Source organism: Variovorax sp. 3319, assembly GCF_031456585.1.
Lineage (GTDB): Bacteria > Pseudomonadota > Gammaproteobacteria > Burkholderiales > Burkholderiaceae_C > Variovorax > Variovorax paradoxus_P.
In genome coordinates this window covers 84921-96969 of sequence record NZ_JAVDUZ010000012.1, presented here as the reverse complement: position 1 = coordinate 96969, position 12049 = coordinate 84921, and the positions used below count along the sequence as shown (strand labels likewise).

At 65.8% G+C, this 12049-nt stretch carries 11 protein-coding genes; 10 read left to right on the top strand and 1 reads right to left on the bottom strand.

What is annotated here, in order from left to right; genetic code table 11:
- Positions 1-74: 74 nt before the first annotated feature.
- From J2X67_RS22885 to J2X67_RS22840, 10 genes are all read left to right on the top strand, one after another.
- Positions 75-305: a formate dehydrogenase gene (locus J2X67_RS22885; RefSeq protein ID WP_309956799.1), complete on the top strand. Its 231-nt coding sequence runs from the start codon at positions 75-77 to the stop codon at positions 303-305.
- Positions 306-319: 14 nt separating this feature from the next.
- Entirely contained in the window at positions 320-3307 is a 2988-nt protein-coding gene (locus J2X67_RS22880) for a formate dehydrogenase subunit alpha (protein WP_309956797.1), read from the top strand.
- A 9-nt stretch (positions 3308-3316) separates the two neighbouring features.
- Positions 3317-3940, top strand: coding sequence for a formate dehydrogenase FDH3 subunit beta (fdh3B, locus tag J2X67_RS22875; protein ID WP_309956795.1), 624 nt, complete (start codon positions 3317-3319; stop codon positions 3938-3940).
- The gene (locus J2X67_RS22870; protein ID WP_309956793.1) at positions 3937-4191 is read left to right on the top strand and encodes a hypothetical protein; all 255 of its coding nucleotides are present in this window, start codon (positions 3937-3939) and stop codon (positions 4189-4191) included. Before fdh3B ends, J2X67_RS22870 begins: the two co-directional genes overlap by 4 nt.
- Positions 4192-4202: 11 nt before the next feature.
- Positions 4203-5426 (top strand): formate dehydrogenase subunit gamma, encoded by a 1224-nt coding sequence (locus tag J2X67_RS22865; RefSeq protein WP_309956792.1) that lies wholly within the window; start codon positions 4203-4205, stop codon positions 5424-5426.
- Positions 5423-5836: a hypothetical protein gene (locus tag J2X67_RS22860; RefSeq protein WP_309956789.1), complete on the top strand. Its 414-nt coding sequence runs from the start codon at positions 5423-5425 to the stop codon at positions 5834-5836. The genes J2X67_RS22865 and J2X67_RS22860 overlap by 4 nt, the downstream gene beginning before the upstream one ends.
- Positions 5833-6708: a formate dehydrogenase accessory sulfurtransferase FdhD gene (locus J2X67_RS22855; RefSeq protein WP_309956786.1), complete on the top strand. Its 876-nt coding sequence runs from the start codon at positions 5833-5835 to the stop codon at positions 6706-6708. The genes J2X67_RS22860 and J2X67_RS22855 overlap by 4 nt, the downstream gene beginning before the upstream one ends.
- A gap of 70 nt (positions 6709-6778) precedes the next feature.
- Complete coding sequence (locus J2X67_RS22850; RefSeq protein WP_309956784.1) at positions 6779-9295, top strand: FtsX-like permease family protein; 2517 nt, start codon at positions 6779-6781, stop codon at positions 9293-9295.
- A gap of 93 nt (positions 9296-9388) precedes the next feature.
- Entirely contained in the window at positions 9389-10840 is a 1452-nt protein-coding gene (locus J2X67_RS22845; RefSeq protein WP_309956782.1) for an AAA family ATPase, read from the top strand.
- 4 nt (positions 10841-10844) lie between these two features.
- Complete coding sequence (locus J2X67_RS22840) at positions 10845-11069, top strand: SlyX family protein (RefSeq protein ID WP_126748443.1); 225 nt, start codon at positions 10845-10847, stop codon at positions 11067-11069.
- Between the two features lie 316 nt (positions 11070-11385).
- On the opposite strand, the gene trhA is transcribed toward J2X67_RS22840, so the two are convergent.
- Positions 11386-12048: a PAQR family membrane homeostasis protein TrhA gene (gene trhA, locus J2X67_RS22835; protein ID WP_309956779.1), complete on the bottom strand. Its 663-nt coding sequence runs from the start codon at positions 12046-12048 to the stop codon at positions 11386-11388.
- Position 12049 lies beyond the last annotated feature (1 nt).

Sequence of the window (12049 nt, the reverse complement as noted above, 5' to 3'; positions counted from 1 at the left end):
GGGTCTAGACTAGTATCCAGATGTACAACTATCAGTTCACATCTGATTTGCCCACAGCCACTCCTGGAGATCACATGCAGGACAGCCAAGCAGCCGGCATCAAGCCGGCCTCGCGTCGAGGTTTCTTTTTTGGCGCTGCCACGGCAGGTGCCGCGGTCGCCGCAGTCGCGGTGCTTCCCAAGGTGGCCGATGCCCCTGCAGCCGTCGAAGCTGCCGCTCCCGAGCTGAAGCCCGCGCCTGAAAAAGGCGGCGGCTATTCGCTCAGCGAGCACGTCAAGCACTACTACAAGACCGCTTCGGCCTGAGGCGGACACCCACGATGTTGCTGACCAAGAAAACGACCGCCGCGACCAGCACGTCGCGGCAAGGGGAACGCGAGTCTTCTGCGTTCATTCACAGCCTGCGCCGCGGCCTCTCGGGCGCACTGCCCACCATGGACCGGCGCGCCTTCTTGCGCCGTTCGGGGCTTGGCGTCGGCGTGGGGCTGGCCGCGGGGCAGCTCACGCTGATGCGCAAGGCCGAGGCGGCCGGCGATGCGCGGCCCACCGCGGTAGGCGCCGGCAAGGTTGAAATCAAGCGCACCGTGTGCTCCCACTGCTCGGTAGGCTGCGCCTCCGACGCCGTGGTGGAAAACGGCGTGTGGGTGCGCCAGGAACCGGTGTTCGATTCGCCCATCAACCTGGGCGCGCACTGCGCCAAGGGCGCTGCGCTGCGGGAGCACGGCCACGGCGAGTACCGCCTGCGCTATCCGATGAAGCTGGTCAACGGCAAGTATGAGCGCATCAGCTGGGACACCGCGCTCACCGAGATCACCGCAAGGCTGAAAGACCTGCGCCAGGCCAGCGGGCCCGATTCGGTCTACTGGATCGGTTCGTCCAAGCACAGCAACGAACAGTCTTACCTGCTGCGCAAGTTCGTGAGCTTCTGGGGCAGCAACAACTGCGACCACCAGGCGCGCATCTGCCACTCGACCACCGTTGCCGGCGTTGCGAACACATGGGGCTACGGCGCCATGACCAATTCGTACAACGACATGCGCGGCGCCAAGGTGGCCATGTACATCGGCTCCAACGCGGCCGAGGCACACCCCGTCAGCATGCTGCACATGCTCCATGCCAAGGAGCATGGCTGCAAGATGATCGTGGTCGACCCGCGCTTCACGCGCACGGCGGCCAAGGCCGACGAGTACGTGCGCATCCGCTCGGGCTCGGACATCGCCTTTCTCTTCGGCATCCTGCACCACATCTTCAAGAACGGCTGGGAAGACAAGAAGTACATCAACGACCGCGTCTTCGGCATGGAAAAAGTGCGCGAGGAAGTGCTGGCCAAGTGGACGCCGGACAAGGTCGAGGAGGCCTGCGGCGTGAAAGAGGCGCAGGTGCTCAAGGTTGCCACCTGGCTGAATGAAAACCGCCCCGGCACCGTCGTGTGGTGCATGGGCCAGACGCAGCACACCATCGGCAACGCGATCGTGCGCGCATCGTGCATCCTGCAGCTTGCGCTCGGCAACGTGGGCAAGTCGGGCGGCGGCACCAACATCTTCCGCGGCCACGACAACGTGCAGGGCGCCACCGACGTGGGCCCCAACCCCGACTCGCTGCCGGGCTACTACGGCATCGTCGAAGGCTCGTGGAGGCACTTTGCCGCCACCTGGGGCGTCGACTACGACTGGATCAAGGGCCGCTTCGCATCGGCCGCAATGATGACCAAGCCGGGCATCACCGTGTCGCGCTGGATCGACGGCGTGCTCGAGAAGAACGAGCTGATCGACCAGGACTCCAACCTGCGCGGCGTGTTCTATTGGGGCCACGCGCCCAACTCGCAGACCCGCGGTCTCGAGATGAAGCGCGCCATGGACAAGCTCGACCTGCTGGTGGTGGTCGATCCGTACCCGTCGGCAACGGCCGCCATGGCCGCCATGCCCGGCCGCCCGGAAGACCTCAACCCCAACCGCGCCGTCTACCTGCTGCCCGCGTGCACGCAGTTCGAAACCAGCGGTTCCGTCACCGCATCGAACCGCTCGATCCAGTGGCGCGAGAAGGTGATCGAGCCGCTGTGGGAGAGCCGCAGCGACCACATGATCATGCAGCAGTTCGCCGACCGCCTCGGCTTTGGCAAGGAACTGAGCAAGAACTACAAGATGCAGAAGGTCAAGGGCATGGACGAGCCCGTGCCCGACGACATCCTGCGCGAAATCAACAAGACCTGCTGGGCAGTCGGCTACACCGGCCAGAGCCCCGAGCGCCTGCAGGCGCACATGCGCAACATGGGTGCGTTCGACGTGCGCACGCTCAAGGTGAAGGCCGGCGTGAAGGACAAGGTCAACGGCTACGACCTCACCGGCGACTACTTCGGCCTGCCGTGGCCCTGCTACGGCACGCCCGAGCTCAAGCACCCGGGTTCGCCCAACCTCTACGACACGTCCAAGCACGTGATGGAAGGCGGCGGCAACTTCCGCGCAAACTTCGGCGTGGAGCGCGACGGCAAGAACCTGCTGGCCGAAGACGGCTCCCATTCGGTGGGTGCCGACATCACCACCGGCTACCCCGAGCTCGACCACGTGCTGCTCAAGAAGCTGGGCTGGTGGGACGAACTCACCGAGGCCGAGAAGCCGAAGGCCGAGGGCAAGAACTGGAAGACCGACAGCTCGGGCGGCATGATCCGCGTGTTCATGAAGAACCACGGCTGCCATCCGTTCGGCAACGCCAAGGCCCGCGCAGTGGTCTGGAACTTTCCGGATGCGATTCCGCAGCACCGCGAGCCGCTGTACGGCAACCGGCCCGACCTCATGGCCAAGTACCCGACGCACGACGACAAGATGGCCTTCTGGCGCCTGCCCACGCTCTACAAGACCGTGCAGCAGAAGAACATCGCCGACAAGGTGCACGAGAAATTCCCGTACATCATGACCTCCGGCCGCCTGGTCGAGTACGAGGGCGGCGGCGAGGAAACCCGCTCGAACCCCTGGCTTGCCGAACTGCAGCAGGAGATGTTCATCGAGATCAACCCGAAGGTCGCGGCAGAAAAGGGCATCCGCAACGGCGAGCGCGCCTGGGTGCACACGCCCACCGGCGCAAAGCTCAATGTGCAGGCCCTCGTCACCGAGCGCGTGGGGCCTGACACGGTCTTCATGCCGTTCCACTTCTCGGGCCGCTGGCAGGGCGTCGACATGCTCGGCTACTACCCGGCGGGCGCCGCCCCGGTGGTACGCGGCGAGGCCATCAACACCGGCACGACTTACGGTTACGACAGCGTGACCATGATGCAAGAGACCAAGACCACGGTCTGCAATGTGGAAAAGGCATAAGGAAGCACCATGGCTCGAATGAAATTTGTGTGTGACTCGGAACGCTGCATCGAATGCAACGGCTGCGTCACTGCCTGCAAGAACGAAAACGAAGTGCCGTGGGGCGTTAACCGCCGCCGCGTGGTCACGCTGAACGACGGTGTGCCGGGCGAAAAGTCGATCTCGGTCGCCTGCATGCATTGCTCCGATGCACCCTGCATGGCCGTGTGCCCGGTGCAATGCTTCTACCGCACCGAAGAAGGCGTGGTGCTGCACGACAAGGACGTGTGCATCGGCTGCGGCTATTGCTCGTATGCCTGCCCGTTCGGCGCACCGCAGTTCCCATCGCAAGGCACCTTCGGCGTGCGCGGCAAGATGGACAAGTGCACCTTCTGCGCCGGCGGCCCCGAGGCCAATGGCTCCGAAGCCGAATTTGAAAAGTACGGCCGCAACCGGCTGGCCGAAGGCAAGCTCCCGGCCTGCGCCGAGATGTGCTCGACCAAGGCCTTGCTGGCCGGCGACGGCGACGTGGTGGCCGACATCTTCCGCACCCGCGTCGTCCAGCGCGGCAAGGGCGCCGAAGTGTGGGGCTGGGGCACCGCCTACGGCTCGCAGCAGGCAGGCACGCCCCCGGCGAACGGGGTGCAAAAGTGAAGCGGCCGGGCCTCGCCATCATGGGTGTTGCGCTGGCCGCAACCTGCCTGGCGGCCTGCGGCGAAAAGCCGCAGACCAATGCGCAGGGCGTGAAGCACGACGCCGTGCCCTGGAGCGGCACCGGCACCAAGGAGAACGCCGGCACGGTGTTCACCGCGCCGGACTGGAAGGTGGGCGACAAGACCGCCTGGCAGCAGCAGCTGAAGACCCGCGCGCAAAACGGGCAGAACGAATACAACAAAGAGAACTGAACGGAGAGCCCATGAAGCAAGCGCTGACCGCTCTCGTTCTTTCCGCCGCGCTGGGTTCGGCATTTGCACAGGCGCAGCCGCCGGCCGCGCCTGGAACGACGGCTGCACCCCCGGCACCTGCTGCAGCCGCCGCCCCCGCGCCCGCAGCGGGGGGCATCCGCAGCCAGAACATCTTCGAGGTAAAGCCCGAAGCGAGCGCCGACCCCAACTACCTGAACCAGACCAACGGCGAGCGCATGAAGGTGCAGCCCGGCAACAACGCGCCCATGTGGCGGCAGGTGGGGCAGGGCGCTACCGGCTACAGCAGCCTGCCGAAAAGCGAGGCGCCCGAGGCGGGTAACCTGATCCAGCCGTTCGTGCAGTACCCCGGCTCGCGTTTCACCAACGCCGGCGAAGCCTGGCGCCAGGTGCGCAACGACTGGATCATTCCCTACGGCGCCGCGCTGCTGTTCGTTACGCTGCTGGCGCTGGCCATCTTCTATTTCACGCGCGGGCCCATTCGCCTGCACGGGCAGGAGACAGGCCGCAAGATCGAACGCTTCACACCGTTCGAGCGGGCCACACACTGGTCGAACGCCATTGCGTTCGTCACGCTCGCCGTCTCGGGCATCGTGATGGCATTCGGCAAGTTCTTCCTCATGCCGTGGATGGGCGCCGCGCTGTTCGGCTGGATTGCCTACGCGCTCAAGAATGTCCACAACTTTGTCGGCCCGCTGTTCGTGGTGACGACGGTGTTCATGGTGTTCACCTTCATCCGCGACAACATTCCGCGCGCCATGGACCTGAAATGGCTCGCGCGCTTCGGCGGCCTCTTCGGCGGCAAGGAAGTGCCTTCGCACCGCTTCAATGCCGGCGAAAAGCTGGTCTTCTGGGGCGGCGTGCTGTTTCTGGGGCTCTTCGTCATCGGCTCGGGGCTCTTTCTCGACAAGCTGCTGCCGGGCTTCGTCTACACCCGCGGCGAAATGCAGGTGGCGCACATGATCCACGCCATTGCCACGCTGCTGATGGTGGCAATGATCATGGGCCACATCTACATCGGCACGCTCGGCATGACCGGCGCCTACAAGGCCATGCGCACCGGCTATGTCGACGAGACCTGGGCCAAGGAACACCACGAACTCTGGTACGACGACATCGCCGCGGGCAAGATCCCCGCACAGCGCTCGGCCCTGGCCGACGCGTCGGCACCTGTCGCAGTGCGGTCGCCAAGGCCCGCCGAAGGAACGTCCTCATGAAGAAGCTGTCTCTGCCGTTGAATCTTTCCGCACTGGTGCTCGCGCTGGCCGCGCCCATGGCATGGGCCAAACTGCCGCCGCCCCCCGACACCCCCGAGGCCAAGATCAAGGCGGCCGAAACCGCCGCCAAGACCGCGTGGAGCGGCAAGGTCGATGCCTACAAGCTCTGCCTGGCGCAGGACCGCGTGGCCGCCGCATACCGGGCCAGCGCGGCGTCGTCGGGCAAGCCGGTGCCCACGGCCGCAGCAACGCCGCCTTGTGCCGACCCGGGCCCCTTTGCCTTCACGCCGCCGGCAGACGCCAAGCCGCTGGAGGCTTCGGGTGCGCATTCGCCAGCCACTACGGCAGCATCGCCGCCCAGCACCAATCAGCCGGCCGCAGCCGTCAATCCCACGCCCAAGGCGCAGTGACGACGCACCTGCCGTTGTTGCCTCTGCCACGTCTCACCGAGGCCCGTGCCGCGCTCACGCGCGAAGTCGAGGTTGTCGATGAACATGGCGCCTGCGGCACTGTTTCCATTCCCGCCGAGCGCGATCTCACGGTGTATGTGGACCGACGCGAGCTGGTCACGCTGATGACGCTCGGCGCCCAGCCCGAACTGCTGGTGCTCGGGTACCTGCTGAACCAGCGCCTCATCGAATCGGCCAGCGACGTCGAGTCGGTCACGGTCGATTGGGAGGTAGGCGCCGCGGCGGTCAAGACGCACGCCGGCATCGATCGCATCGAGGAGCGCACCGCAAAGAAGGTGGTGACCACCGGCTGCGGCCAGGGCAGCGTGTTCGGCGACCTGATGGCCGACATCGACAAGCTCCAGTTGCCGCCCACCCGCATGACGCAGGCGCAGCTCTATGCGCTGGTCAACGCCATCCGGCTCCAGGAGAGCACCTACAAATCGGCCGGTTCGGTGCATGGCTGTGCGCTGTTCACGCTCGAGCCGGGCGGCACCGAGGCCACGATGCATTGCTTCGTCGAAGACGTAGGCCGCCACAACGCCATCGACACCATTGCGGGCTGGTGCGCCATGCAGCCGGCAGGCGCACTGGCGGGCGACCGCGTTTTCTACACGACGGGGCGGCTCACGAGCGAGATGGTGATCAAGTCGGCGCAGATGGGCGTGCCCATCGTGGTCTCGCGCAGCGGCATCACGCAAATGGGCCATGAGGTGGCCACGCGCGTCGGCCTGTGCGCCATTGGCCGCGCCACCAACCGGCACTTCGTCTGTTATGCGGGCGTCGACCGCCTGGTGCTGCAGCCGGAACTCGCGCGCCGCAATCCGGCCTAAGGGCTGTTCCCCTACTCGCGGTAAGCCCCTGAAAGGCGCCGATGCGCCCGCGTCGGCTATCGTCTCGCCCATGAATGCCTCCCTCCGCCTTGGCTGGCGCACCCTCTGGCGCGATCTGCGCGCCGGTGAACTGCGCCTCTTGATCGTTGCCGTGCTGCTGGCTGTGGCCGCACTCACGGCCGTCGGCTTCTTTGCCGATCGATTGCAGGGAGGCTTGCAGCGCGACGCCCGGCAACTGCTTGGCGGCGACGCCGTGGTAGTGAGCGACAACCCCACGCCCGAGGCCTTCATTGCCCAGGCGCGCGCATTCGGTTTGCAGGGCACGGGCACCTACGGCTTTCCCACCATGGCGCGGGCCGACGATGCCCAGGGCGGCGCCAGCAAGCTGGTAGCGCTGAAGGCGGTGACGGCGGGATACCCGCTTCGCGGCAGTCTGCAAACAGCGAACGCCGCCGATGCGCCCGGCAACACCACGCGCGACATTCCCCCGGCGGGGGAGGTCTGGGTCGATGCATCGCTGCTCGACTCGCTCGCGCTCAAGGTGGGAGACATGCTTCTTCTTGGCGACACCAGCCTGCGCATCGGGCGCGTGATCACGCTCGAGCCAGACCGTGGGGCGGGCTTCATGAGCTTTTCGCCGCGCGTCATGCTCAACCAGGCCGACGTGCCGCGCACCGGCCTCGTGCAGCCCGCGAGCCGTGTCGGCTACCGCTACGCAGTGGCGGGCGCCGATGCCGACGTCAAGCGCTTTTCCGACTGGGCGGAGGCCACCATCAAGAAGGGCGAAATGCGCGGCGTGCGGCTCGATTCCTTCGAAGGCGGCCGCCCCGAAATGCGCCAGACACTGGACCGTGCCGAAAAATTCCTGAGCCTCGTCGCGCTGCTTGCGGCGCTCCTGTCGGCCGTGGCCGTGGCGCTGGCCGCGCGCGGCTTTGCTGCCAACCATCTGGACGACTGCGCCATGCTGCGCGTGCTCGGCCAGAGCCAGCGCACCATTGCCATGGCTTACTCGTTCGAGTTCGCGGTCGTCGGCATTGTGGCCAGCAGCCTCGGCGTGGCAATCGGCTTTGCCGTGCACTACGTGTTCGTGGTGCTGCTTGCGGGCCTGGTCGAAACGGCGCTGCCGGCAGCTACCTTGTGGCCCGTGGCTTTCGGCCTGGGCATGGGGCTCACGCTGCTTTTCGCGTTTGGGTTACCGCCGGTTCTGCAGCTGGCCAAGGTGCCGCCGCTGCGGGTGATCCGGCGCGACGTCGGCGGGCTCAAGCCCGCATCGCTCGCGGTGCTGGGCATTGGCGTGGCCGGCTTTGCGGCCTTGCTCATCGCGGCCAGCAGCGACCTGAAGCTGGGGCTGATCGCTGTCGGCGGCTTTGCCGGCGCGGTTGCCGTGTTTGCGCTGCTGAGTTGGCTCGCCGTGAAGGTGCTGCGCCGCAGCGTCAACGAGACCACCGCGCCGCGCTGGCTGGTGCTGGCCACGCGCCAGATCTCGGCGCGCCCTGCCTATGCGGTGGTGCAGGTGAGCGCGCTGGCGGTCGGCCTGCTTGCGCTGGTGCTGCTGGTGCTGCTGCGTACCGACCTGGTCGCGAGCTGGCGCAAGGCCACGCCGCCCGATGCGCCGAACCGCTTCGTCATCAACGTCATGCCCGATCAGAGCACGGCGTTCCAGAAATCGCTGCGCGATGCCGGCGTGAAAAAGTTCGACTGGTATCCCATGATCCGCGGCCGGCTGGTGGCCATCAACGACAAGCCCGTGTCGCCCGATGACTACGCCGAAGACCGCGCCAAGCGCCTGGTCGACCGCGAGTTCAACCTCAGCAACAGCGTGGAAGCACCGGCGCACAACAGCATCGTGGCGGGTGCGTGGAAGCCCGACGCGCCCGGCGAGGTCAGCGTGGAAGAAGGCCTTGCAGAAACGCTCGGCCTCAAGCTGGGCGACGTGCTGCGCTTCGACATAGGCGGCATGCAGAACGATGCGCGCATCACTTCGCTGCGCAAGGTCGACTGGGGTTCGATGCATGCGAACTTCTTCGTGATGTACACCGTGGCCGAATTGCGCGATGTGCCGGTGACCTACATGGGCGCCTTCCGCGCGCCCGAAACGCGCGGCTTCGACAACGCGCTGGTGCGCAGCTACCCCAACGTGACCAACGTGGACATGAGCGCCACCATCAACCAGGTGCAGCGCGTGCTCGACCAGGTGATTCGCGCGGTGGAGTTCCTCTTCGGCTTCACGCTTGCGGCAGGCCTGGTGGTGCTGTTTGCCGCGGTTACCGCTACCCGCGAAGAGCGTGCGCGCGAGTTCGCGGTAATGCGCGCGGTGGGCGCGCGTGCCAGCCTGCTGCGCCAGGTGCAACGGGCCGAGCTGGCGGGCGTAGGCCTGCTCGCGGGCTTTCTGGCGAGCATCGTGGCATCGGTCATCGGCTGGGGGCTGGCGCGCTACGTATTCGACTTCACATGGACCGCGTCGCCCGTGGTGCCGGTGGCTGGCGCACTCGCGGGCGCAGTGCTGGCGCTGGCCGCCGGATGGTGGGGCTTGCGCGATGTGCTGCGCAGGCCGGTGGTGGACACGCTGCGGCGCGCGGCCGAGTAACAGACAGATTTTTTCTTCAGGCGCGGGCGGCAAGGGCCTGGGAATGCAATACATTCCCCGGCCCTGCATTTCATTCGATGAGAACCCACCTACATGCGCTTGGCGTCATTCCAGATCACCAACTTTCGCTCGATCAACGACAGCGGCTCCATCGATACCACCCAGCTCACGGCAATTCTTGGCCGCAACGACAGCGGCAAGTCGAACCTGCTGCGCGCGCTGCACAGCCTGAACCCTGCCGAAGGCATTGCCGAACTCAGCCCCATCAAGGATTTTCCGCGGCATCGTCGCCTTGAAGAGTGCCAGCCCGACACACCGGTTGTCGCAACACGCTGGGCCCTCGACGAGAGCGAGCGGGCCGAGCTGACGGAGATGCTTCCGCGCGCGGCCAACGTGCGCCACGTCACCGCGGGCCGCGGCTACGGCACTGCGCGCTGGACGGGACTCGAAGGTTTGGCGGAGCTGTCGCTCGACGTGTCGGACATCAAAGGAAAAGTCCGCAAGATCGTGCCCGCCGTGAAGGCCGCAGCCGAGAAGCTGCCCGAGCCCGCCAAGGCAGCACTGGAGCAGGAGGCCGACGCCTTCGACGCCGCAATGATCCTGAGCCCCGACTACATCCGGTGGTCGGAAGACGCAGTGAAGGCGTTGCAAATCCTGCGCAAGGCGCTGGCTGCTGCGGATGCCGAGCTCAGCGACAAGCAGGAGCAGATGCTGGCCGAGCTAGAGGACATGGCCCGCGCAATTGCCAACGACACGCCGGCGCTGGCGAAGGCAAAGCAGTGGGTACTCGAGAAGCTGCCCCGCTTCATCTACGTGGACGAGTACCCGGCGCTGCCTGGCCGCCAGAACATTGCCGACTACCTGGTGCGCAAGGGCTGGGGCCAGGCCGCCCCAGAGCAGCAGAGCTTCGAGAAGCTCTGCAAGGTGGCCGGGCTCGACCCGCAGCAACTGCAAGACCTGCTGGACAAGAACGACCTGGCCACGCGCAACCAGCTCGTCAACCGCGCAGGGGCAGTCGTCACGTCGGAGATCCGCAGGCTGTGGAAGGACCGGGAGCTCAAGGTGCGCTTCAACCTCGACGGGCCGTGCATGGACACGATGGTGTCCGACCCCGACGAGACCTACGAGGTGGAGGTGAACCTCGACGAGCGCAGCCGCGGCTTCCAGTGGTTCTTCTCGTTCTACATCACCTTCTTTGCGGATACCAAGGGCGGGCGCGCAGGCGACGCCGTCCTGCTGCTGGACGAGCCGGGCCTGCATCTGCATGCACGTTCCCAGGCCGACTTGCTCGAGCACTTCGAGCGCGACTTCGGCAACCAGGTCATCTACACCACGCACTCCCCATTCATGGTGCCAGTACACCGGCTCGATGCAGTGCGCACGGCCAGCATGAGTCCATCAACCGGCACCATCGTGAGCAACAAGGCAGAAGGAGATGCGCGCACGCTGTATCCCCTGCAGGCCGCGCTCATGCTGAGCCGAATGGCCAACGAAGCCGCTGCACCAATCGAGAGCAACGCTCCAGCGGTAGTTCCTGTCCAATAGAGCCATGGAACATTTACCGGACGACATTGCAGAGCGGCTGACCGAACTCGAGATCAAGTCGAGTTACGCGGAAGACCTGCTGGAGCAACTCAACATGACGATCTACCGTCAACAGCAGCAGATCGACAGCCTGATTCTCCAGGTGACCCAGCTGAAACAGCAGAGCCAGAACGCGGGGCAAGAGGGTGCGGCGCGCAGCTTGCGGGACGAGTTGCCGCCGCATTACTGAAGGCTGTTGTTTCAGGGCGGCGCACCCGCCGACGGGGTACCTTGCTCCGCGAATGTCCCCCGGCCTTCGGGCTTCCGCCCCTCCTCCTTTGTTTCGCTGCGCAAGGCACCCCATCGACGGGAGCGTTGCGCAGAGCGGTCATTGAACAGCGGAACACCAGCAGCGTGCCCTGGTGCACAGGGCATCGGGTGCTCCCCGCAGCGAAATAAAGGAGGAGGGGCGCAGCCCCGGGGGACATTCGCGGAGGGGAGTACCCGGTGGCCTGTGCACACGCCCTGAACAAGAGCGCCCTAAACAAGAGCGCCCCTGAAGAAGATCAGCCGTGCGAATGCCAGAGCACCGCAAAGAAGTGGCAAGAACTGCCAGCCAGCACGAACAGATGCCATACAAAGTGGGCGAACCGCACCTTGTTGTCGAACAAGAAAACCACCGCACCCGCCGTGTAGAACAGCCCGCCGGCCACGAGCCAACCCAGGCCCGCCGGTGACATGCGTTCGTACAGCGGTACAGCCGCCATCAACGCCATCCAGCCCATTGCCACATAGAGGCCGGTGGACCACAGCGGATGCTGCAGCCGGTTGAACAGCTTGGCACCCACACCCAGCGCTGCCGCCGCGCAGATTGCTCCGAACAGCGTCCAGCCCCACGGCCCACGCAGCACACCGAACAGAAACGGCATGTAGCTGCCCGCAATGAACAGGTAGATGGCCGCGTGATCGAGCCGATTGAACCAGGCCTTGGCTCGGCCGGTGGGTAGCGCGTGGTACAGCGTGGAAATCAGGTACAGCACGATGGCCGTTCCTGCAAAGAGAGAGGCACCTACGATGCTCGCCGCCTGCCCCTTTTGCGCAGCGCTGTAGACCAGGATTGGCAACGAGGCTACCGCCAGCAGCAGGCCGAGGCCGTGGCTCAGCGCGTTGAAGATTTCTTCCAGCGTGGTCTGGCTGCGCACTGCGGATGTCGGCTTGCCGGAGTTCATG